Raw genomic sequence first — 23880 nt, 5'->3', positions numbered from 1 at the left:
GTGAATAATGAAGGTTGCAGTATTTGGACAAACCCTGTATTCAGGTGTCCTGTCAGCATTGTTGGCCGAATGCGGTCATCAGGTGTATTGGTGTGATTTTCTAAAAAAAAGTGCTTTAGAACAAGCTTATGCCCAAGATGATGCAGTCAAACAGTTACTGGATAAACAGGAAAAAAATGGCTTTTTAAAATACTGTCACCTGAATGATATCGCCCTGGATATGGATGCCTATTTCTTTAGTTTTAATCCAACTGAAGAACATCTGGGGATTGAAATATTAAAAGAAATTGGTCAGCGTCAAATTATTCATCCTAAACTGATGATTAATGCGTCCACGCTAGGCTTGCATGGTACGGAAAAATTTCAAAAGTATTTACCTGAAGATGACTGGGTGTATTTACCTGACATCATTCAGGAAGGGAATGCCTTGGGCAGCATGACTCAAGCCGAACAGTTGATTGTGGGCTGTGAGCAAAGCAAGGTTCAACTCAAAATCCAGGAATTATTGCGTCCATTATTTCCCCGTCATCAGCAATATCTATTTATGCCCATTTTGGATGCCGAATTTACCAAACTCAGCATTTCAGGCATGTTGGCGACACGCATTAGCTATATCAATGATTTAGCCGTAGTTGCGGAAAAACTGGGCATTGATATCGAGCATGTACGTCAGGGCATGGCAGCGGATAGCCGGATCGGATCATCGTATCTGTATCCAGGTGCGGGTTTTGGTGGAGAGAACTTCTCACATGATATTCTCACTTTGGCCAATACCGTGTCCGGGACAGGGGCTAAAAGTCAGCTATTGGCGCAAGTTTGGGAAATCAATGAACAACAAAAAGAGCTGCTGTTTAGAAAGCTGTGGAATTATTACCATGGTGATTTAAAAGACAAAACGGTGGCAATTTGGGGTGCCTCTTTTAAAGAAAATACGGCACGTATCCAGCAATCCCCGATTCATATCATGCTGAAAGCCTTATGGGCGCAAGGCGTGACGGTCAAACTGCATGATCCGCAGGCATTGGCAGAAATTGAGAAAGTCTATGGCCATCGTGCGGACCTGATTTATTGTACAAACCAGTATGAAGCCGTAAACGGCGCACATGCCTTATGCCTGTTAACTGCCTGGAAACAATATTGGAGTCCGGATTACCCGACTTTATTAAAAATCATGCAGCATCCGCTGATTCTGGATGGTCGAAATATTTATGATCCCGACTATGTGAAAGCACAGGGATTTGCTTATATGGGGGTAGGGCGTTAATGACGAATCAAATACAACCTTATCCAGTAGAAGAGATTGATAGCGTTCTAAGCAAGCTGCTGAACTTGAAAAATGAATACGAGAACAGGCATTTAAGCGATTTTTTTGCAGAAGATCATGACCGTTTTCAAAAATTTTCTGTAAATTTAGACAATGTGATTTTTGATTTTAGCAAGCATCGGATCAATCAGGCTGTACTTGACCATTTGGTTGAGTGGGCTCATGCACAACAGCTCAAGCTCTGGATTAAACGGCTGTTTTCCAGTGAAGCCATTAACTATACCGAACAGCGTGCGGCGATGCACTGGGCATTGCGTTTGCCTCCGCATGATCTACAGCATGCTGAAGTTGCAGCGCAGGTTCATCAGCAACTTCAGCGCATGTATGCCCTGGTGGAAAAAATCCATGCCGGTCAGTTTCGCGGTGCGACCGGGGAGGTGATTCAGGATGTGGTCAATATTGGTGTTGGAGGGTCGGATCTTGGGCCAGCGATGGTTAGCCATGCGTTATCTGATTTTAAAAAAAAGACTACCCGGCCGTTAAATGTACACTTTGTCTCGACCATGGATGGCAGCCAGCTTTCAGCATTGCTGCATCAGCTGCGCCCCGAGACCACTTTATTTATTATCTCATCCAAGTCTTTTGGTACCATTGATACTTTATCCAATGCACAAACCGTGCGTTTGTGGCTGGAAAAAGCCTTAGGTCAGCATCCGCATATTCTCAAGCACCATTTTATCGGAGTATCCACCAAACCCGAGAAAATGACTGAATGGGGCATTGCGCCTGAAAATCAGTTGTTGCTTTGGGATTGGGTTGGCGGGCGATATTCGCTCTGGTCATGTATTGGCTTGCCGATTGCATTAACCATTGGGGGGGAAGGCTTCAAGCAGCTGCTGGCCGGGGCTTATGCCATGGATCAGCATTTCCGGAATGCCCCTTTTGCACAAAATATTCCGGTATTGATGGGCTTGCTGGGTGCCTGGAATGCCAACTTTTTAGATATCCAGACCCATGCCATTTTGCCTTATGATGGCCGTTTAAAATATTTTGCTTCGTATTTACAACAACTGGAAATGGAATCGAATGGCAAATCGATTCAACGTACAGGTGAGCAGGTTGGAACCAATACTTGCCCGATTGTTTGGGGCGAGGTTGGACCGAATGCCCAGCATGCTTTCTATCAGTTATTGCATCAAGGCACACAAGCGGTCAGCTGTGATTTCATTGCTCCGGTAAAACGCTATAATGCCCAGCAATTTACTTATGTAGACAATGCTGAGGCCTTGATTGAGCAGCACCATTTGGCCCTGTCCAACTGTCTGGCACAGTCGCGCTTGCTGGCATTTGGCAATCAGGCATTAGATCAGGCTGAACTCAATGATTTACCTGCCTATAAACAATATGCAGGCAATCAACCCAGTAGCACCATTTTACTTAAAGAGCTGACACCCTATAGCCTGGGGATGCTGATTGCCATGTATGAACATAAAGTGTTTGTGCAGTCAGTGTTATGGAATATTAATCCCTTTGACCAGTGGGGCGTTGAAAAGGGCAAGGAAATTGCCAATCAGCTGCTGCCGATTTTAAGTGGCGAAAGTCAGAATATTTCAGAGCTGGATGCCTCGACTCAAGGTTTATTAAAGATACTATTAGGAAAAACCCATGGCTAAAATTTTGGTGACTGGCGGTGCAGGCTATATTGGTTCGCATACCTGCGTGGAGCTGTTAAATTCAGAGCATGAAGTGATTGTGCTGGATAATCTCTGCAATAGTTCGGAAGAATCTTTAAACCGTGTACAACAGATCTGCGGAAAAACGCTCACTTTTGTGCAGGGTGACATTCGCGATGCACAGGGTCTAGATCAGGTTTTTCAGCAGCACCACATTGATGCGGTGATTCATTTTGCCGGTTTAAAAGCGGTAGGAGAAAGCCAGCAAATTCCGTTGGCATATTTTGACAATAATATTTCTGGCTCCATTCAACTGGTACAGGCCATGCAGCGCGCAGGGGTATTTAATTTGGTCTTCAGTTCATCGGCCACCGTATATGATGAGGCCAATGTATCGCCTTTAAATGAAGACATGCCTACAGGTATGCCAAGTAATAACTATGGTTATACCAAACTGATGGTTGAACAGCTTTTACAGAAATTGTCCCAAGCAGATGAACGCTGGTCGATTGCTTTGTTACGTTATTTCAATCCGGTCGGTGCGCATAAAAGTGGCCGTATTGGAGAAGATCCGCAAGGCATTCCGAATAACCTGATGCCATTTGTCACTCAAGTTGCAGTAGGCCGTCGTGAAAAACTGGCGATCTTCGGCAATGATTACGATACCGTTGACGGAACTGGGGTGCGCGATTATATCCATGTGGTGGATTTGGCGAATGCACATTTGTGTGCCTTGAATAACCGTTTAAATGCTCAAGGTTGTCGTGCCTGGAATATTGGAACCGGTCAGGGTTCATCGGTTTTAGAAGTGGTGAAAACATTTGAACGGGTCAACCATGTGCCGGTCGCCTATAGCATTGAGCCGCGTCGTGAAGGCGATGTGGCGACTTCATTTGCAGACAATAGCCGTGCTGTGCAAGAGTTAGGCTGGAAACCGCAATATACTCTGGAAGATATGCTGGCGGACAGCTGGAACTGGCAAAAGCAAAATCCGAATGGTTATCGCAACCAGTAAATATGAAAAAGGAGCTTTCAATCAAGCTCCTTTTTTAATACCAGAAATTTTTAGCCTTGAATCAGTTGGGTTAATTCATCCACATAATTTTGTATCGGTTTAGGATTTTTATCTGCACGGCTTTCAATATTTAAGCGTAGTAATGGCTCGGTATTGGAAGCGCGTACGTTTAAACGCCATGCGTCAAAATCCAAGCTTACACCATCTGTTTGATCAATAGCTGGATTTTGATCGGCATAGTGATCAAAAATCTTTTGAATGGTCGTTTGAGTATCTGCCACTTTGAAGTTGATTTCACCTGAGCATGGGAATTTTGCAATCATTTCTTCTACCAAGGCAGACAACGGTTTTTGAGTTTCAGACAATACCGACACCGCTAACAGCCATGGAATCATGCCGCTATCGCAATAGGCAAAGTCACGGAAATAGTGGTGTGCAGACATTTCCCCGCCATACACGGCATTATACTCACGCATTTTTTCTTTAATGAAAGAGTGGCCGGATTTAGACTGGATCGCTTCCCCTTGGTATTGTTTAACAATATCAAAGGTATTCCAGACCAGGCGAGGGTCATGCACAATTTTCGCACCTGACTGCTTTAGCAAGAATGCTTGGGCCAATAGACCTACAATATAATAGCCTTCAATAAACTGGCCTTTTTCATCAAACATGAAGCAGCGGTCAAAGTCGCCATCCCAGGCAAGGCCCATGTCAGCCCCATGCTCAATAACGGCTTTACGTGTACTGTCACGGTTTTCAACGAGCAGCGGGTTAGGAATACCATTCGGAAAGGTGCCATCAGCTTCATGGTGAATTTTAATAAATTCTACTGGTACATTCAGGACTTTGAATTTTTCTTCAATTGCATCAATCACATGACCTGCTGCCCCATTACCTGCATTCACTACCAGTTTTAAAGGTTTAATTTTTGCAGGATCAATGTAGGTCATCAAATGATCTACAAATTCAGCCAGAATGTTATATTTTTCAGTCGTGCCTTTTTGCCCGACCTCTTTAAATATTCCCGATTCTACTAAAAGTTGGATGTCTTTTAGACCGGTATCTGCACTGATCGGACGGGCATTTTCACGCACCAGTTTCATGCCATTATAGTCCATCGGATTATGACTGGCAGTGACTTCGATACCGCCCTGTACATCAAGATGGAATGCACCGAAGTAAACTTCTTCTGTACCGGTCATGCCCAAATCCAAGACATTCACACCGGCATCATTTAAACCTCGAATGGTCGCCTGTTTCAGGTCTTCACTGCTCAAACGAATATCACAACCGATTACCACTGTTTTAGGTTGATAAATCTGGCCATAAGCCCGGCCAATTTTATAAGCGATGTCTTCGTTTAATTCTTCACCCAATTTTCCACGAATATCGTAGGCTTTAAAACAACTCAGTGTCATGTTTTTTACTCTTTACTTTGCAAGAAAAAGGCCGGTTACCCAGCCTTATATCAAAATTTATTATTCAACTGTGACCGATTTTGCCAGGTTACGTGGCTGATCGACATCCGTTCCACGCAAGACAGCCACATGGTACGACAGCAGCTGCACAGGAATACTGTAAACAATTGGCGCAAGGAGTGGACTGATATTTGGCACATGAACCACATGCTGACGCTCTTTGCCTTTAATACCGCTGTTCTCATCGGCAAAAACAAACAGTTCACCACCACGGGCCTGAACTTCTTCCATATTGGATTTAAGTTTGTCGAGCATGTCGTCTTGCGGAGCAAGAATCACCACCGGCATGTCATTGTCCACCAGTGCCAATGGACCATGTTTGAGTTCACCTGCTGCATAACCTTCGGCATGAATATATGAAATTTCTTTCAGTTTCAATGCACCTTCAAGGGCAATCGGGAACTCGGTACCACGACCTAAAAACAGGCAGTGCTGCTTTTCTACAAACAGTTCAGATAAACGTAAAATGTCTTTGTCTTGCTGCAGGGTATCCAAAATGACTTTCGGGGTATGCCATAAGTCAGCAATAATCGCTGTCATCTGTTCAGCAGAGATACTCTGCTTCACTTGACCAATCTTGAGTACCAACAGCATGAGTGCGGCAAGCTGGGTGGTAAATGCTTTGGTTGACGCCACACCAATCTCAGGTCCAGCCAAGGTTAACAGGCCATGATTGGTTTCACGTACCATAGAAGAGGTAGCTACATTACAAATGGTCATGGTGGTAATGTTTAAATTTTTTGCAGCAGCACGTTTTTGGGTATCACGCAGTGCAGCCAAAGTATCGGCGGTTTCACCGGATTGAGAAATACACACATATAGTGTGTTATTGACAATCACAGGCGTGCGGTAACGGAATTCGCTGGCGATTTCCACCTGACAAGGCAGGTCAATCAGTTGCTCAAACCAGTATTTTGCAATCATGCCGGCATGGTAACTGGTCCCGCAGGCAATAATTTGTACCTGTTGAATCTTTTCAAAATCAGCAACGGCCTTATTTAAGAAATCTTCGCGTAAATCGTTGCCATTCAAGGCTTGGGAAATGGTCTGCTGAATCGCTTCAGGTTGCTCATAAATTTCTTTGAGCATGTAGTGCTTATATTCACCTTTAGACGCATTGCTGACTGTTGCATCCAGTTCTTTTACTGGACGATTCACCAATTTCCCATCCACGAACACTTCAATACTGTTGCGTGTTAAACGTGCAATATCACCTTCTTCCAGGTAAATAAAACGGTTGGTAATTGGAAGCAGGGCCAATTGATCCGAACTGATAAAGTTCTCGCCAATGCCGACACCAATAACCAAAGGTGAACCCTCACGAACGGTAATCAGCTCATTCGGATGATCAGTATGCACGATACCCAGTGCATAAGCCCCTTTGAGCTGAGGAACAACCTGTTGAACCGCTTCTAGAAGACTGGAAGTTGATTTCAATGCATCATTCACCAGATGCGCAACAACTTCAGTATCTGTTTGTGAAGTAAACACATAGCCTAGAGCTTCAAGATCGTCTTTCAGTTCTTGATAGTTTTCAATAATGCCGTTATGCACCACAGCCACCGTACCAGAAACATGCGGGTGAGCATTATTTTCAGTCGGTTTGCCATGGGTTGCCCAGCGGGTATGGGCAATCCCCAGTGAACCTTCGATATTCGACTCATTCACTGCCTGTTCTAGGTTGATCACTTTACCCACACGGCGTTCGCGCAGGACATGACCGCCATTGATCAGTGCAACCCCAGCTGAATCGTAGCCACGGTATTCAAGGCGCTTCAGGCCTTCAATTAAAATATTGCTAATATTACGTTCTGCAACGCCACCGACAATTCCGCACATATTTATAATCCTCTTATTTTTTCAGTTTTTGGGGGCGTTGATAGTTTTCTTTAGCCACTTGTTTTGAGCGTTCAAAGGCCAAACTATTTTCTGCGACATCGCGTGTGATGACTGAGCCAGCACCCACAGTTGCTCCATTGCCGATACTGACCGGAGCAACCAGTGAACTGTTCGAGCCGATAAAAGCTGAATCACCAATAATGGTTTTAAATTTATTCGCGCCATCATAATTGCAGGTAATGGTGCCGGCACCAATATTTGAACCTGCGCCAACTTCGGCATCACCTAAATAAGTAAAGTGATTGGCTTTAGAACCGAGTCCAATACTTGAATTTTTAACTTCAACAAAGTTGCCGATATGGACTTCATTGGCCAGTTTGGCACCTGGACGTAAACGGGCAAATGGACCAATTTGCGTATCTTCACCGACCACGGCATTGTCAAAGATACTGTAGGGTTGTACCTTGGTGCCTGCTGCAATCTTGGTATTCTTAATGACACAACCCGCACCAATTTCTACATTATTGCCAAGTTCACAATCGCCTTCGATAATCACGTTGATGTCGATACGTACGTCTTGACCGACTGTAAGATTGCCACGTAAGTCGAAACGGTTTGGATCAATGATATGCACACCTTGCTGCATCAGAAGTTTGGCCTGATAGAGCTGGAATTCACGTTCTAAAGCTGCAAGCTGGACCCGGTCATTCACGCCTTCAACTTCAAAGGCACGTTCCGGTTCTACAGAAGCCACTTCAAGACCATCGGCAATCGCCATGGCCACGATATCCGTCAGGTAATATTCGCCTTGGGCATTGTTGTTGCTTAATTTTGGTAACCATTGATGCAGTTTGGCATTGCTGACACAGTAAATACCGGTATTAATTTCCTTAATTTGACGCTGTGCATCGCTGGCATCTTTATGCTCGACAATGGCCTGAATTTTATTGTTTTCACGCACGATACGGCCATAACCGGTCGCATCAGCCAAGGTTAAGGTCACCAGGCCAATTCCTGTTTCACGTGAAACAGCCAATAGTTTTTCTAAGGTTTCTTGGCTAATGCAAGGGACATCACCGGAAAGAATCAGGGATACGCCATCAGTAGGCAGCACCGGTAAAGTCACTTTTACCGCATGACCGGTACCGAGTTGCTCTGCCTGTTCAACCCACTGTACATTTTCCTGTGCAAAGGCTTGTTGAACTAGATTACCGCCGTGTCCAAAAATGGTAATAATATTTTTGGCATTTAATTTTTTAGCCGTTTCAATGACATGACCGAGTAGAGGGCGTCCTGCGAGCGGCTGCAATACTTTGGGTAAGCTCGAACGCATTCGAGTTCCTTTACCTGCAGCAAGAATAATCACAGAAGTTGACATAATACACCTTAAAAACTTGGCTTAAGCCATTGAAATGTTGAGGTACACGAGAATACAGATTGCGGCCCAAATGCCGGCAATAATATCGTCAAACATAATGCCAAAACCGCCTCCGACTTGACGGTCGATGACACGAATAGGCCAGGGTTTCCAGACATCAAATAAGCGGAACAGGACAAATCCGACGAACACCCAAAGCCAGCTCATTTGTGCGAAGTAAATCAGGGGCAGAAACGTAATCGATTGTCCTGCGAATTCATCCCAAACAATACGGCCATCGTCATGTACGCCCATTACTTTAGCGGTTTGCCCACAAATATAAATGCCAATAAGTGACATTAAAATCATGGCAATAATGGAGGCTGTAAAGCCAATTGCAAGCCAGGCAGGAATAAACAGCAATGCAAAGGCCGAACCAAAAGTGCCCGGCGCTTTGGGTAACAACCCGGAACCAAATCCGACACCGCAAAAAACGATAAAGCGGTTGTACCAGGACATGTCTTTAAAATGAATCGCAGGTTTATGCAAAGTGTTGATATCCATGAAAATGCAGCGAATGGTCTACGCCATTCTGCACAAAAGTTAACTCAGTTTTTTGGTCAATTTGTCCAATTTTGCTAATGTTGACATCTAATTGTTGTTGCAAAAGCTTTTCATAATTTTGCGGGCTTATTGTAAAGCATAACTCGTAGTCATCGCCACCCGCGAGGGCATATTGCCATTGCTGTTCTTGAGTTAAATTTTGTAAATCTGGACTGATCGGTAACTGGCTTAATTCCAGTATTGCACCCACTTTTGAGGCTTTTAAAATATGGCCTAAATCTTGCGCTAAACCATCAGACACATCAATCATACTGGATGCCAGGCCTTTGAGTTGTTGTCCAAGCTGGCAACGTGGCGTTGGATAATCCAGACGTTTTTGTAGCGGATGTCCTAAATTGTGCAAAGCAAATGCAGCATCACCGACTGTGCCAGAGACACAGACATAATCACCGACTTGTGCGCCTGAGCGTGTGATGGCTTTGCCGGTGTCTATCCAGCCAAGTGCAGTGACCGAAATGGTGAGATGAGGACTTTGCGTGGTATCACCGCCAATTAAACTCACCCCAAATTGATCGCAGCAATCATATAAACCCTGACTAAAGCCTTTGAGCCAGTCATGATCAATTTGGGGTAGGCTCAATGCCAGTAAAATGCTGTGCGGTTTGGCACCCATGGCGGCAATGTCAGATAAATTGACCGCAACAGATTTCCAGCCGATGGCATGGGGATTTGTATCTAAGGGGAAATGTCGTCCAGCAACTAAAGTATCGGCACAGATGACCAGTTGTTGCTGTGGAGGAGGGGTGAGCAAGGCTGAGTCGTCACCGACACCTAAATCGACCGACGCGGAAGTCTTCCGATTAAAATAAGTATCAATGATCGAGAACTCAGCCATACAACAAATCTACTTTATTTAGTTGGCTTGTTGCTTTTCTGCTGCACGTAAGGTTGTCGCTAAACGATCCAATACACCGTTGATGTATTTATGGCTGTCTGCACCGCCAAAATGTTTAGCCAGCTCGATTGCTTCATCTAAAACGACACGATATGGAATTTCAAGATGTTCTTTCAATTCATACGCACCCAGACGAAGAGTCGCGAGTTCAACGCCGTCAAGCGCACTAATTTCACGATCCAGCACAGGGATTAGGAGCGCATCCAATGCTTCATGATTGGCAACCACTTGAGTCAACAATTCATGATAATAGCCGAGATCCACTTTGTGCATGGCATTTTCCACACGTGTACGTGCTTCAATTTCATGTACCGGATTGTGGCTCATCTGCCATTCATAAATTCCTTGTACAGTAAAACGACGTGCTTTGCGTTTTGCTGCATAAGTTGCTTGAAGTGTTTGCGACATAGCGTTAAATAGCCTTTAACAAGTTAACCATTTCAATCGCAGTAAGAGCAGCTTCACTGCCTTTATTACCTGCTTTTGTACCCGAGCGTTCAATCGCCTGTTCAATACTATCCGTAGTCAATACACCATTAATGATCGGTAAGCCAGTGTCCAGGCCAACCACGCCTAAACCTTTGGCACATTCGCCAGCAACAAAGTCGAAGTGCGGCGTGCTACCACGAATCACTGCGCCCAGGGCAATAATGGCATCAAAACGATCAGCAGCAGCCAGTTTCTTAGCCACTACCGGAAGTTCCCAAGCGCCAGGTGCATGAACAACAGTGATATTATCCTCTGATACACCATGACGTTTCAATGTATCAATTGCGCCTTCTAATAGATGTTCGACAACAAAACTATTAAAACGACCCACTAAAATCGCGTAACGGCCTTCGCTCGCGAGATGTAACATACCTTCAATACGGCGAACTGCCATAGCAACCTCGATGATTTTTTAAGTTGTTTGATGTGCAGTGATGTATTCCACCACTTCCAAGTTAAAACCTGATAACGCATTAAAACGTAATGGAGAGCTGAGCAATTTCATTTTCTCAACCCCTAAATCACGTAAAATCTGGGCACCGACACCAATGGTTTGGTACTGCTGAGACAGTGCAGCATTGGATTTGGCTGGTTTGGGTATATTTAAACTTTCCAGCGCAGGGCCAAGGTCCGGTAGATGATGTTGGCCAATCCAGACCAAAACGCCACGCTCGCTAGAGGCAATTTCTTTCAGCGCCTTGTCGAGATTCCAGGCCGGTTCGCCATCTTGCTTGTTGATTTTCAGCAGGTCACGTACCGGGTTAAAGCCATGAACGCGAACGGTAGTAACCCCTTCTTTCGGTTCACCTTTAACCAAGGCTAAATGAATGTCCGGGTTACCAACTTCACGGTAACGGAATAGTTCGAAAGTTCCGTATTCCGTATTTAAAGTTTGTTGATCCAGACGTTCAACCGTTTGTTCATTGGTCATGCGGTAATGGATTAAATCCGCAATAGTCCCGATTTTCAAACCATGCTTTTCAGCAAAAATTTCAAGATCTGGACGGCGCGCCATGGTGCCGTCTTCTTTAATAATTTCACAAATCACTGATGCAGGTTCAAGTCCTGCAAGACGGGCCAAGTCACAGCCTGCTTCAGTATGCCCGGCACGGTGCAATACGCCACCTGGCTGAGCCATCAACGGGAAAATATGACCCGGTTGTACAATATCCGCAGGTTTGGCATGCGCGGCCACAGCAGTCTGAATGGTATGAGCACGTTCAGCTGCTGAAATACCCGTTGTAATACCGTTGGCGGCTTCAATTGAGAGCGTAAAGTTAGTCCCGTGCTGTGCGCCGTTGGCATCCACCATGAGGGGAAGATTGAGCTGCTGACAACGGTCGCGGCTCAAGGTGAGACAAACCAAACCACGTGCATGTGTGATCATGAAGTTGATGTCTTCAGGACGTACGTGAGTCGCAGCAATGACGAGATCACCTTCATTTTCACGGTCTTCATCATCCATCAGGATGACCATTTTTCCTGCACGGATATCTGCTACGAGCTCTTCAACGGTATTGAGCGGCATCAACCTTCACCTTCTTTTTGTCTCAAATGACATTTTGCTTGCATTGATTGTTGCATAGTCTACCGTTTTTTTACGATGTTTGCCTATGCTTATTGATTTCCATTCCTGGTTCATTGTTATACACAGAGCCTGAACGCTTGAAAAGAGGCCTTTATTTTAAAAAGCCGTGATTATGCTGAATCTTTAAGCAGTTGAAATACATAAATAATGACAAGCTTATGCAAAATGCTGCTGATTTATAGGGTTTTGTATGCGAATAGAATAAAAAAGCCCCCATCTTTCGATGAGGGCTTTTTTGAATCTGGAGCGGGAAAGGAGACTCGAACTCCCGACCCCAACCTTGGCAAGAGTCACCGACATAAAATACACTAAATAACATAATCGGTATTTTAATAAATCCTATATATAACAGTTATATAGAGTTTTTATTTTGTGTGGTGTAATTTAAGGTAGGGTAGGGTACTTTGATTTTTTGGTCACTAAATTTACTTTGATAATCAACAATAATAACCAACATACATATGCTTAATCTAAAGGTATTTTACAGACTGGTATATTTATGATGAGAGGGGTGTTGCTTGGGGCTACGGTTTCTGTTTTGCCTTTTGGCGTAAGACGTACAAATATAAGCTTTCTACTTTTTCACGTGCCCATGGTGTAGTACGCAAGAATCGTAATGATGATTTAACACTTGGGTCTATGCAAAAGCATCTAATTTCAATTTTACGACTCAAGCCTTCAAAGCCGCCATAGTAATCTAGCAACTCATCTAAAATGTCAGCAAGCTTTTTGCCGTGTAAGGGGTCATTGGATGTGTTCATATTGGATCAATCGTATTTGGTAAGGAAAGTGGTGGCAGTCCATAAATAAATTTATAGAATTAGGTCGACTTCGTACCCAAGTTGTCGCTTAAATTTAAGTAACTTGGGGGCAGCTCTATCTTTAGAGTCTTTATGCAACAAAGCCCAATTCAACTACAAATACCACATTCAAAACTATTTTTACTACCATCAGTACGAATTATGTAGTAGAACCTAAAGACCTTTGTAATGCGGGTAATCGAACAAATGACTAACAGCGAAAAGGTCTTAGCTAAAGCTGTTTTAACTGCAGCACAAAAAATTGGGCTAACACATGATCAACTTGCCATGATTCTTGATATAAATTTATCGATAACCAATATAGATTGTTGCAGATTCTCATTACGGCAAAAAGAAGTTGCCCTCAAACTTATACGTATCACAGTGGCCGTAGATACTCTCTCCGGCGGCAATATTTCAACTATCCAACATTTTATGAAATATCCGAATAAAATAACGAAAGGTATTCCGTTGGATCAAATCCAAAATATTTCTGAGCTTGAAACCGTTTTACAATTTGTGGAAGGCCTTCAAGCTAAGTCGTAATTTATGCAAGGTTTCATTACTTAGAAACTTAAGCTACAACCCGATCCCATCCTTCAAATTCACAATATAAGAAGCATCTTTTTCAAGAGGTAGGCTAACCTAACTCTAAAAAATGAAGTAAAAATTACTATACACATATAGGCTCTATTTCAATAATTTAAGGCAAAATAGAATTTTATAAATTCAATAACTATTCAAGAGTCACAATAATAAGTTTGCTATATAGCGAATATTTGCCATAATTTGTTAAAAGTTTGCTATATGGCTAACAAATTTCTAGAGTTAAAATTGATATGGCTACAAGAGAAGAAATAGGTAAAGAAATACGTTTGGCAAGAAAAGCTCTGGGCTATACACAGAAAAAACTTTCAGAAAAAACCAACGTCAATAAAACAACAATTTCAGAGATAGAAAATGGCCATTTTACAGGCTCATTTAGCATATTTGAAAGTGTACTTAATGCGGTAGGCCTGCAATTTGAAGTGGATAAAAAGAAGTATAAATTTCCGCAGTGGGATGAAATTGAAGCAATGTTTGCGGAAGATGATGAATAAAAGTTTAGTGGCTTAGATTATCAGTTGAAGTGCAAAAAAGAGTAATTTTTAGATAAAAAGAAAATTATTTGAGAAATTTTAGTCTTTTTACAGGTTCTCCTAATCATCTGTAAGTATCTGAAAGTCTGGATGCAATTTTTTCCAATGTTCTCTTAATTTTTCTTTATGAGCGGAAATCATAGGTAAGTCTAGTAATAGCACTGGCCATAATGATCGAGCTTTATTCATAATATCGTGAAGTTGCTTCTCGATGATACGCCACGGAACGCCGACTTTTTCTGCCCATTGTTCAAAGTGTTTCATCTCAGCTAAATACCAATCTTTATTTTTGGCAAGATTCAATGCGAAGTGACGCTCATTTTCAATATATACACTGGTCATCAATATATCGTATGCGGGTGATAATCTAGGTGCACTTTTATCGTAATAAATCATACTCCAGTTTTTTAAGTGCGCATCTCCATTGGCGAGTAAAATATTGATGAGTAAGCGGCTGGCAAATTGCTGAATATCAATAATTTTGTTATCTGAATACTGGTAAATGATCTTGCCTATCTGCTCATAATTTGTGGTGCTGTATTTCTGATGTGGATATGCACCGAAGATCTGAGCAAAGTCTTCGATGTGAATAAGCTCTGTAGTATCAGCAGTACTCTGTCTATCAAATCTTTTGATTGCAAAAGCATATTGCTCTTGGGGTAAATTTAATGGTGGAAGGTTTTGTAAGAGTGCCATATCCACCAAGCGAATCTCAGGGACATCTATTCCGACCATTTTGGCAAGGCTCATCATAGAATATTCATTTAGCGGAACAAAAGCATGTCTGGAAGAAGGAGTTTTGACAATCCAGTCCCCGAGTAGAGACGATTCCGTTGCCTGGACTAGTGTAAAACGCCCATCTTTGGCTTTCATGGAAAACTTCATTTGGACGCCGGCCAAGGAAAACTTATTATCTGTTCGAATCTCTTGCTTTAAGATCTGATCTGGATTAGAGATCTGCAGTTTGAATTTTATTTCATCTGGAATTTCTTCTGGATCTAATGGAGTCGCAATGAGTGCTCCAGGTAAATCATGACCTAAAGCTGCCAATAACTGAAATTCATTGTCTATATGTACTTTGAGGCTTTGTGCAATTAGTTCGCATAATGCACCTTCTGGTAGCAAGTTTGATAGCAAGGGATGTAAACGCTGATGTGTAACATAGGTCTTTTCTAAAATCTTATCCACTTGAGGATACAAGCGGGAAGTCAGCAGGCTCAAGGTCGGGCGTTGCTGATCAGAGCGGAAAGAATCTGTAAAAACCAGAATATTTTTTCCGCTCTGAAATCCTGCCAAGTATCCAACGATACTGTGATGTAATGTTAATTTCAGGACGGCAACAGTATTCATGGTTCCTCTCCTCCGAGAAGACCCTTCCATGGGTTAGTCATTAAGTCATCCTGATCTTCAATAGTGACTTTAATTTCATCATTCAATAATTGTCTGATCAAATGAACCTTATCATCAGGGATGAGCATCAGTTGAGCATTTAATCCTGCCGCTATAATTTCTAAGGTCTCTAATCGAGGGTTGCCCTGACTTTCCAGTTTTTGGTACTGCTGTCTTGAAATGCCTGTACGGGATTGCATATCAACTTGCTTTAAGCCCAATTGGGTTCGTCTTTTTTTGATTTGCTGAAGTAAAGACTTATTCATTGTAGATACATTTATTGCTTTTATGTCCTGTAAGAAACATATTAGTTTCTTTTTTTTTGAAAAGCAATTTATGATTTTATTATTTCGATCTGTAAAACAGCCTTAGCTACGTAGTGATCTGAAATCACTCTGAAAATACAGTTAAAATACGCGGTTCAATTTACCTTAATCTCCTTACGGAATTGGCAGAAAGATTGTCAATGCCAGATCTGAACTGTCGGCAACTCTCTGGCAAAATTTCCTGGCAGTCCTGCATTTAACTGCCTAGCGCAATCTGATAATAAATAATAACAAACCCGCCGTGCAGTTAGCATACAGTAAGTAAAGGAATGGTTGACTGTGATCATAAAAATAGCATATCAAGCCGGAGGGAAACTAGATGGCTAAGTATAGTAATATCAATAGTTTTAATACTTTAGAAACATTAACCGTCGGTTCAGAACACTATCAGATTTTCAACCTGTCCAAATTGCAAGTGCAGTTAGGTGACCTGTCTCGACTACCAAAATCTTTAAAAGTCTTGCTAGAAAATTTACTACGTTTTGAAGATCAGCTCACGGTGAAAACCGAGCATATTCATGCATTGGCAGGGTGGCTAAACAACCGAACCTCAGAACAGGAAATCCAGTATCGTCCGGCACGGGTGCTGATGCAGGATTTTACCGGTGTTCCCGCAGTGGTTGATCTTGCCGCGATGCGTGCCGCAGTGGCCAAAGCCGGTGGTGACCCGGAAAAAATTAATCCGCTGTCACCGGTGGATTTAGTCATCGATCACTCGGTTATGGTCGATTACTTTGCCAGCCCGCAAGCTTTTGAGCAGAATGTCGCAATTGAGATGCAACGCAATGGCGAGCGCTACCAGTTTCTACGTTGGGGGCAGGCGGCGCTCAATCAGTTTCGCGTGGTGCCGCCAGGAACCGGGATTTGCCACCAGGTCAATCTGGAATATCTGGCACAAGTGGTCTGGAGTAATGAGGTCGATGGTCAGCGCTTTGCCTTTCCTGATACCTTGGTTGGTACCGATTCACATACCACCATGATCAATGGCTTAGGCGTGTTAGGCTGGGGGGTAGGCGGTATCGAGGCGGAAGCGGCCATGCTGGGCCAACCGATCTCCATGCTGATTCCGGAAGTGATCGGCTTTAAGCTCATCGGTAAACTCAAAGAAGGTATTACAGCAACTGATCTGGTGCTGACCATTACCCAGATGCTGCGTCAAAAAGGCGTCGTTGGAAAATTTGTCGAATTTTATGGCGATGGCCTGGCCGATTTACCCTTGGCGGATCGTGCCACGATTGCCAATATGGCACCCGAATATGGCGCTACCTGTGGCTTTTTCCCGGTTGATGAGGTGACGCTTTCCTATTTACGTTTAACTGGACGTCAGCCGGAAAGAATTGCCTTGGTAGAGGCCTATAGCAAGTTGCAAGGATTATGGCGCAATCCGGGGGATGAACCCGTCTTTACCGACACTCTGGCTTTAGATATGTCGACGGTAGAAGCCAGTCTGGCGGGTCCGAAACGCCCGCAGGATCGTGTACTCTTGTCACAAGTGCCAAAAACCTTTCATGCCTTCATGGATTTGACCTTAAAACCGGTCAAGGAAGAAAAAGAGCGTCTGGAAAATGAAGGAGGGGGAGGTACAGCGGTTGAAGCGAAACAGGCCAACCTGCCCCATGAAAATGCTTTTTGTGTAATTGATGGTACAAAATATCCGTTGCAGCATGGTGATGTAGTGATTTCAGCTATTACCTCCTGTACCAATACCTCGAATCCCAGTGTCATGTTGGCAGCAGGGCTATTGGCCAAAAAGGCAATCGAAAAAGGTTTACAGCGGAAACCCTGGGTGAAAAGTTCACTGGCTCCAGGTTCTAAAGTGGTCAGCGATTATCTGCATGCAGCAGGGTTGACGCCTTATTTGAATCAGCTGGGTTATAACCTGGTGGGTTATGGTTGTACCACCTGTATTGGTAATTCGGGACCTTTGCCTGAAGTAATTGAAGAAGCTGTGCAATGTTTTGATTTGAATGTAGCTTCAGTGCTCTCCGGAAACCGTAACTTTGAAGGACGGGTGCATCCTCTGGTGAAAACCAACTGGCTCGCCTCACCACCTTTGGTGGTTGCCTATGGTCTGGTCGGGAATATTCGAACTGATCTCACGACTGAGCCGATAGGTGAGGGTTTTGATGGCCAGGCGGTTTATTTAAAAGATATCTGGCCGACACAGGTGGAAATCGATGCCGCACTGCAGAATGTGAATACCGAGATGTTCCATAAAGAATATGCGGAAGTGTTTGAAGGCGATGCCAAGTGGAAAGCGATCCAGATTCCACAAAGTCAAACCTATGCTTGGGATGAACAATCCACCTATATCCGGCATCCACCCTTTTTTGCAGAAATTGATCAGCCGGTGCGACCAATTCAGCAGATCAGCCAGGCACGGATTTTGGCGGTATTAGGTGATTCAGTCACGACAGACCATATTTCCCCGGCGGGCAATATTAAACAAGATAGTCCAGCCGGACGATATTTGCAGCAACAGGGTGTTGATGTAAAAGACTTTAACTCTTACGGATCCCGTCGTGGTAACCATGAAGTGATGATGCGAGGTACCTTTGCCAATATCCGCATTAAAAACGAAATGCTGGGTGGCGAGGAGGGTGGCAATACCCTGCATATTCCAAGTGCAGAAAAACTCTCGATTTATGATGCGGCAATGCGCTATCAGGCAGAACAAACCCCACTCGTGATTATTGCCGGGAAAGAATATGGCACCGGTTCTTCACGTGACTGGGCGGCTAAGGGCACCAACCTGTTGGGGGTGAAAGCGGTGATTGCTGAAAGTTTTGAGCGGATTCACCGTTCCAATCTGGTCGGCATGGGGGTGTTACCTTTACAGTTTGTAGGGGGTCAAAACCGGCAGATCTTGAACCTAACCGGACATGAAACCCTCTCAATTTCAGGCTTGTCGGATGATATTCATCCGCATCAAATGCTGGACGTAGAGGTGCAACATGCCGATGGTACGCATAGCCATTTTCAGGTGTTGTGTCGTATTGATACCTTGAATGAGGTGGAATACTTTAAGGCCGGTGGTATCTTGCACTATGTCTTGCGTAATTTGCTCGCTTCCTGAATTGAATGATAAAAAGACCCGACACCTGCCCCAATGCCGGTCAGTTAAGGAATGAGCCCAGAAGCCTTTGAGGCAGCTTCAAAATGAGGCTGTCTCGTGTCTAGGATACTGGGAGCAGTCCATATGTGATATAGGAGTTATGTTGAATTCTTTGAGACTCAAATAGTTCTTCTTAATTTCTCTAAAAAAATAAGGGAATACTTTCCCTTATTTTTTCAGCATGTTTGTTATTCAGTCATAGCGTGAAATTTGATTACGCTGAGTGATTACCATACACAAACTTTAAAATCACTGCCGACCCAACATGCTTTTTGTTTTTGAGAGCGTACAGCTTCACCCCATATAGAACCACCACCGCCTAATTTAGTTGCTTGGACAACAGCCTGATCTTTACTTTCGATCATGACCATAAGCCCTTCAACTTTTACTTTTTTAGTGATATTTGGATGGCTGATATAAAAGCTTCCACCCCCTTGCGGTTCAAAATTACATTTCCCTTTGTAACGTGTTTGACCGCCCTCATCAATTTGACAGGTTGCTTCCTTTACTTTTGCTTGAGCAAGCATGGGAAAGGTAGATAACAATCCGAATGATAGGATGAGGCATAGATTTAATTTTTTCATATTAAGTTCCATGGTAATTCATCATTTATTGTTTTAGAGACAATTTAAGCTAATCGGCTTTAATGGTTCTGATCACACAATTACCGATCTTCAAGCATTAATACACTGACGCAATCATAACTAAAAAGTGAAGAAGGACTTTATCCTTTATTTGCAAGCTACTTTTTTCGCACTCTGGAATGCCATAATCGATATAGTGCCCTCAGATTTTTCTAATTTTCTGTCACCAGCAGTAATAAGGATACAATCCCCCTTTTTAATGGAATTTAGGCTTTGGAATTGCTTGGTTGAGATGCCTACCGTGTAGATAGCAATATCTCCCTTACTTGAAGATAAGTAAGCGCCTTCTTCACTCCATTCCAATTTACTTGTGACTTTAGTGGTAATTGTGGCTGCATAAATGCTAGATGTAGAAAAGATTGCTGCAATAGCCAATAGTTTGAATGCTTTCATTTTTAACCCCCTGATAAGTAATAATAAAGAACGATTATAAAACTAATTTTTTAAAATTTAGTTAAATTAACCTGAGTGCGATATAAAAAAAGAGTAGAAAAAACCTATATTTGCAAAATATTGATTTTAAAGATAAAATATCATAAAAAGGCTTTCAATGAATTATATTACCGAATTGTTTTGTATTTTGGATGATTTCTGCAAAAAATTAATGAATCTTTTATGTGCTTATCAGCTTTGTCATCAAAATAGGCCAACTATTCAAATTTGCGAAGCATTCGCTTAAGCAGAATTCGGATTAATAGAGAGTGCATCTAAAGCTCCCTTTCAAGATTCTCATAATATAAAAGGTTAGTTATATTGCTAAAAGGCTAGTTTATTTAGCCTTAGTACTTTTAATTTTTAGCCCAGTCATTCTTGGCTTCGATATACATTATTACAGCTAAATTACAACATCAAGTAGAATTGCTAGACAAGTTGCTTGAGTACGTCAAGGCTAATGAAGCATGGTTAAAGCAACTCCTATACCAGAAGTTAATTGAGCATAAAAGTTCTGAGAAAAAAATTTTACTTTCTAAAATTTTTAGATAGCAAATAAAACTTTATAAATATAAAATATTTAGGAATAATATGTCTTCTTAAATTATGAAAAAATTACCTTTAATATTTTTGTATTTATCTTTTAGCTTATCCAATTTTGCACATGCAAATAATGAACAAGTTCGAAAAGTAGATTTAATAAAAAATATTTATAAAATTGAATTGAGTTCACTAAGCCGAACCGATACGTTAAAAGCTAATGCAACCCCCGAGTTTAGAAAAATACTTAATACAAGAGATTCGATCCATTCTAAATTTGGTGGAGAGTATTGTGACTGGGTGCGTTATGTTTATATCCCAGGTAATGATAGTGATACAAAATATAGTGGGATGAAATTTACAGTTCTTAGTAATGGTCTTGTAAGAGCACAAGGTAAAAATTTTGGTGAAAAATTTCATCGTGATTTTAAAGTAAAGTGTGATGTTAAATCATGTAAAGTTGATGATGTTTACGACCCAGAGAGTTATAAGATTGAAATGCAACAGCTAGCTAAAAAACCATATTGTTAATTTCATATTTGCATGAAATTTTGACACAAATATTTCATACATGAAAAAGCCCGTATTTCCAAGCTTTCCAAATGGCACTGTTGCAAATAACCACTAATGGTAAGCTGAATGCTCTTTTAGCTAAAGGTGCAGCATATGAATCTCTTCCATGATTGGCATTTTCAGGGTGAGATCATCCTTTGGGTTGTGCGTTGGTATTGTAAATATGGCAGAAGAAGTGGCAAATTCCAAAAGTGATCAATACGGATAAAGCACCCACATATGGACGTGCTTTATCACCGTTAAAATGGGAAGGAAAATGTCCATCAGACCTTGAGCACAGGCAGATTAAGTACAAAAATAACGTGATTGAATGTGATCATGGCAAGCTAAAGCGGATCATCAGGGTCACCTTAGGATTCAAATCTATGAAGACGGCTTATGCCACAATTAAAAGGTATTGAAGTCATGCGTGCACTACGTAAAGGACAAGCTTCGTCATTTTATTATGGTCAGCCTCAGGGTGAAGTGTATCTAGTGGATAGGTTTTTCGGTCTCTAAGCACTTTTTAAAGGGAACACCATCGACTCAAGTTTCTATTTGCAACAGTGCCTTAAAAGGAAATATTCACACGTATTTCAATATATTGTGAAGCAAAAATAAATTTATTTTGAACGTGAATTTTAAATAGTTTTCAAATACATTATGTATCATAAGTTGTTATTTTTAATTAAAAAATAATTTGGGTTTAAAGAGGGAATATGAAGTTTATCATTCAAATCGGGCTAGCGCTGACTTTTTTATTTGGCTCCATGCAGATCAATGCAGAAGTTTCAATCAATAAATTTATGAATGCTTCTCAGGCTTCGGCATCATTCAATTGTGCTTATAAAGGTAAAGCTGCCAGTAAAAAGTGTGTAGTCACACGTTCAATGGTGAAAGCATCAATTGATTCAGTAACAAAGCAAATTTACGGGGCGAATGAATCCTTACCATTATTGACTATTAGATGGCCAGATGGGGATGTGAGTCGTTATCTAGGTATGGATAGTTGGGAGCTTAAAAACTTGGGTGATCAAAAAACCTATCGGCTAAAAACATTGAACACAGATGAAAGTCAGCTTGATCTTAGAAGAGGGGTGATTATTCAGAGTGATGTATCTACTGAACATGTACGTTTTTGGTAAAAAACCAATGGTCGGGAAAAAATGAAAAATTTAATCAGAAGTTTCTTTGCAGTTATCGGTCTTTCGATTGTGACTATATCAGCACATGCACAATCCTGCTCCGCACTGAATTCACAATCTAGTCAGCGCTCAGCCATGTATCAGCCTAGACTTTCATTTGAAGTGACAGGTCAAAAGGGTTTTCGGACTTATTTTTATACGGCACCCACTGAACAGTGTAAACAAAAAAGTCTTTTTTTGATTCCTAAAGATTCCATCATTGCTTATGAAGAAATTCGTATCAGTAATCAGACATGGATCAGCGTCATGTATGTTCGCAACGATGGATCTACAGTTGAGGGGTGGATGAAAAAGAAAGACTTTAAACAAACGGGAAAAATAGGTTTCTAAGTATGTTGTATCCATCCCTAGAAGAACAAACCAAAATTGCCAATTTCTTATCGATTATCGACTAAAAATTTAAGTTTTAGCATAGCAAATTGAACTAGCTAAAATGGGGAAAAAGGCTTTTTATAGTAGAAGTTTGTTTAAGGGAAAACATCCCATTTAAAATTTTATGAAACGTTACATCGAGTTAAAAAAAAGATGAAAAATGCATGGTTAGGTAGTGTTACTGGGATTGTATTAGGTGGTGCAGCAGTATGGGGTTATTTAGGGTATAGCGGGCAGTCGACTGCAACAGCTACAGTTCAACAACCCAAAACCACACAGCAATCACCTGAATCAAAAAAATCTGGTTTCCTTAGTCAAGACTTGGTGGATGCACGTTTAAATGAATTAAGTTTTAAAGAAGTTATGCGCCTATTTTACAAAGATAATATGCGTAATGTTTTTGTAAATGAAGGTGAACTTGAAACACAAAATTTTGTAGCAATTGGTTCGCCAGATGAAGCTGGTGAAAATACCGTTGCGATCATGCATCCAATTATTAACTATCGAAATATGGAAGGTGAAGCACGCTTTTTAGTCATGATTGAAAAAGTGCAAGTGATGGAAAATGGGAGTGTGGTGAGTTGTCATGCTTGTGTCGGTAGTTTGGACTTATATAGCTTTAAAAAACTCACTAATGGACAATTTCAAATAGTCAGTAAGAGCCAACCCGAACAAGAATATGGCGGCAGCTATGGACGTGTACATTTAGATCGAGAACAAATTCTAAATAATATGCAGCCGATTGGTAAGAAACTTATTGGCAGCTTTTATCAAAGTAGTTATACCAGCACAGGTGAAACGAGTAGTTCTTGGAACGTGATTCACTTACCTGAAGATGATTTTATTGGTGCTTATGGTGTCGCTGACGCAGCTGGTGACAATGCAGGAAACCATGAACCCGAATCTCCTTTGCATTTTAGCTTCGACAGTACGATTCAAGTCCTTGACAATGGGAAAAAATATTTTCCAATCCAAGTCAATTATAGTGGGGAAAAACCCAATGCAGACTTCAGCAGTATTGAACCGGCCAATCAATCGTTGGTTGTGAATTACAATGCAGAGAAAAAAGAATATCAGTAATCAAACTCAACCAGTGCTGAAATGGGTGCCATCATCTTTTCTAAAGAGATGAGAAACCATAGCC

Annotated in this window: 23 protein-coding genes and 1 pseudogene; 11 read left to right on the top strand and 13 right to left on the bottom strand. The window is 41.9% G+C overall.

Annotated features, from left to right (window positions below):
• The first annotated feature begins 7 nt into the window (after positions 1–7).
• The 3 genes from B9T38_RS10385 to galE are packed head-to-tail and all read left to right on the top strand — an operon-like array spanning position 8 to position 3952.
• Positions 8–1264 (top strand): nucleotide sugar dehydrogenase, encoded by a 1257-nt coding sequence (locus tag B9T38_RS10385; RefSeq protein WP_086196729.1) that lies wholly within the window; start codon positions 8–10, stop codon positions 1262–1264.
• Entirely contained in the window at positions 1264–2937 is a 1674-nt protein-coding gene (pgi, locus tag B9T38_RS10380) for a glucose-6-phosphate isomerase (RefSeq protein ID WP_086196728.1), read from the top strand. The genes B9T38_RS10385 and pgi overlap by 1 nt, the downstream gene beginning before the upstream one ends.
• Entirely contained in the window at positions 2930–3952 is a 1023-nt protein-coding gene (gene galE, locus B9T38_RS10375) for a UDP-glucose 4-epimerase GalE (protein ID WP_086196727.1), read from the top strand. The genes pgi and galE overlap by 8 nt, the downstream gene beginning before the upstream one ends.
• 50 nt (positions 3953–4002) lie before the next feature.
• Here galE and B9T38_RS10370 read toward each other — a convergent pair whose 3' ends face one another.
• From B9T38_RS10370 to B9T38_RS10325, 9 genes are all read right to left on the bottom strand, one after another.
• A complete protein-coding gene (locus B9T38_RS10370; protein ID WP_086196726.1) occupies positions 4003–5370 on the bottom strand; it encodes a phosphohexomutase domain-containing protein in 1368 nt (455 codons plus the stop codon).
• A 60-nt stretch (positions 5371–5430) separates the two neighbouring features.
• Positions 5431–7269 (bottom strand): glutamine--fructose-6-phosphate transaminase (isomerizing), encoded by a 1839-nt coding sequence (gene glmS / locus B9T38_RS10365; protein WP_086196725.1) that lies wholly within the window; start codon positions 7267–7269, stop codon positions 5431–5433.
• A 13-nt stretch (positions 7270–7282) separates the two neighbouring features.
• Positions 7283–8647: a bifunctional UDP-N-acetylglucosamine diphosphorylase/glucosamine-1-phosphate N-acetyltransferase GlmU gene (glmU, locus tag B9T38_RS10360; RefSeq protein ID WP_086196724.1), complete on the bottom strand. Its 1365-nt coding sequence runs from the start codon at positions 8645–8647 to the stop codon at positions 7283–7285.
• A 21-nt stretch (positions 8648–8668) separates the two neighbouring features.
• Positions 8669–9190 (bottom strand): phosphatidylglycerophosphatase A family protein, encoded by a 522-nt coding sequence (locus B9T38_RS10355; RefSeq protein ID WP_086196723.1) that lies wholly within the window; start codon positions 9188–9190, stop codon positions 8669–8671.
• Entirely contained in the window at positions 9168–10085 is a 918-nt protein-coding gene (gene thiL / locus B9T38_RS10350) for a thiamine-phosphate kinase (protein WP_086196722.1), read from the bottom strand. The genes B9T38_RS10355 and thiL overlap by 23 nt, the downstream gene beginning before the upstream one ends.
• An 18-nt stretch (positions 10086–10103) precedes the next feature.
• The gene (nusB, locus tag B9T38_RS10345) at positions 10104–10553 is read right to left on the bottom strand and encodes a transcription antitermination factor NusB (protein WP_086196721.1); all 450 of its coding nucleotides are present in this window, start codon (positions 10551–10553) and stop codon (positions 10104–10106) included.
• Between the two features lie 4 nt (positions 10554–10557).
• Complete coding sequence (ribH, locus tag B9T38_RS10340; protein WP_086196720.1) at positions 10558–11028, bottom strand: 6,7-dimethyl-8-ribityllumazine synthase; 471 nt, start codon at positions 11026–11028, stop codon at positions 10558–10560.
• An 18-nt stretch (positions 11029–11046) separates the two neighbouring features.
• Positions 11047–12162 carry a bifunctional 3,4-dihydroxy-2-butanone-4-phosphate synthase/GTP cyclohydrolase II gene (gene ribBA, locus B9T38_RS10335; RefSeq protein ID WP_086196719.1) on the bottom strand — a complete coding sequence of 372 codons (1116 nt, stop codon included), beginning with the start codon at positions 12160–12162 and terminating at the stop codon, positions 11047–11049.
• A gap of 584 nt (positions 12163–12746) precedes the next feature.
• Positions 12747–12983, bottom strand: coding sequence for a VF530 family protein (locus B9T38_RS10325; RefSeq protein WP_002058193.1), 237 nt, complete (start codon positions 12981–12983; stop codon positions 12747–12749).
• Between the two features lie 228 nt (positions 12984–13211).
• Between B9T38_RS10325 and B9T38_RS10320 the strand changes: the two genes are divergently transcribed.
• Entirely contained in the window at positions 13212–13568 is a 357-nt protein-coding gene (locus B9T38_RS10320) for a hypothetical protein (RefSeq protein WP_086196717.1), read from the top strand.
• Between the two features lie 293 nt (positions 13569–13861).
• The gene (locus tag B9T38_RS10315; protein ID WP_086196716.1) at positions 13862–14122 is read left to right on the top strand and encodes a helix-turn-helix domain-containing protein; all 261 of its coding nucleotides are present in this window, start codon (positions 13862–13864) and stop codon (positions 14120–14122) included.
• 99 nt (positions 14123–14221) lie between these two features.
• Here the strand turns inward: B9T38_RS10315 and B9T38_RS10310 are convergent, their stop codons facing one another.
• Both B9T38_RS10310 and B9T38_RS10305 read right to left on the bottom strand, forming a co-directional pair.
• Positions 14222–15511 carry a type II toxin-antitoxin system HipA family toxin gene (locus tag B9T38_RS10310; RefSeq protein WP_086196715.1) on the bottom strand — a complete coding sequence of 430 codons (1290 nt, stop codon included), beginning with the start codon at positions 15509–15511 and terminating at the stop codon, positions 14222–14224.
• Complete coding sequence (locus B9T38_RS10305) at positions 15508–15816, bottom strand: helix-turn-helix transcriptional regulator (RefSeq protein WP_004282130.1); 309 nt, start codon at positions 15814–15816, stop codon at positions 15508–15510. Before B9T38_RS10305 ends, B9T38_RS10310 begins: the two co-directional genes overlap by 4 nt.
• Before the next feature lie 379 nt (positions 15817–16195).
• Between B9T38_RS10305 and acnA the strand changes: the two genes are divergently transcribed.
• Positions 16196–18952, top strand: a complete 2757-nt coding sequence (gene acnA, locus B9T38_RS10300) for an aconitate hydratase AcnA (RefSeq protein WP_086196714.1) — start codon at positions 16196–16198, stop codon at positions 18950–18952.
• Between the two features lie 266 nt (positions 18953–19218).
• Here acnA and B9T38_RS10295 read toward each other — a convergent pair whose 3' ends face one another.
• Both B9T38_RS10295 and B9T38_RS10290 read right to left on the bottom strand, forming a co-directional pair.
• A complete protein-coding gene (locus B9T38_RS10295; RefSeq protein WP_086196777.1) occupies positions 19219–19575 on the bottom strand; it encodes a hypothetical protein in 357 nt (118 codons plus the stop codon).
• 147 nt (positions 19576–19722) lie between these two features.
• Positions 19723–20028 carry a hypothetical protein gene (locus B9T38_RS10290; RefSeq protein WP_086196713.1) on the bottom strand — a complete coding sequence of 102 codons (306 nt, stop codon included), beginning with the start codon at positions 20026–20028 and terminating at the stop codon, positions 19723–19725.
• 645 nt (positions 20029–20673) lie between these two features.
• Here B9T38_RS10290 and B9T38_RS16985 point away from each other — a divergent pair.
• The 5 genes and pseudogenes from B9T38_RS16985 (at position 20674) to B9T38_RS10260 (ending at position 23816) form a co-directional block, all read left to right on the top strand.
• Positions 20674–21138: a hypothetical protein gene (locus B9T38_RS16985; protein WP_227519133.1), complete on the top strand. Its 465-nt coding sequence runs from the start codon at positions 20674–20676 to the stop codon at positions 21136–21138.
• Between the two features lie 212 nt (positions 21139–21350).
• Positions 21351–21678: pseudogene (locus tag B9T38_RS10275) on the top strand (DDE-type integrase/transposase/recombinase); the annotation flags it as partial.
• A 200-nt stretch (positions 21679–21878) separates the two neighbouring features.
• Positions 21879–22304, top strand: coding sequence for a hypothetical protein (locus B9T38_RS10270; protein ID WP_086196712.1), 426 nt, complete (start codon positions 21879–21881; stop codon positions 22302–22304).
• A gap of 21 nt (positions 22305–22325) precedes the next feature.
• Positions 22326–22694 (top strand): hypothetical protein, encoded by a 369-nt coding sequence (locus B9T38_RS10265; protein WP_086196711.1) that lies wholly within the window; start codon positions 22326–22328, stop codon positions 22692–22694.
• 195 nt (positions 22695–22889) lie between these two features.
• Positions 22890–23816, top strand: coding sequence for a hypothetical protein (locus B9T38_RS10260; protein WP_086196710.1), 927 nt, complete (start codon positions 22890–22892; stop codon positions 23814–23816).
• The last annotated feature ends 64 nt before the right edge of the window (positions 23817–23880 follow it).

It is taken from the genome of Acinetobacter sp. ANC 4218 (genome assembly GCF_002135245.1).
Lineage (GTDB): Bacteria > Pseudomonadota > Gammaproteobacteria > Pseudomonadales > Moraxellaceae > Acinetobacter.
Note: the sequence above shows the minus strand (reverse complement) of the source record. Positions and strands in the feature narration are given on the sequence as shown.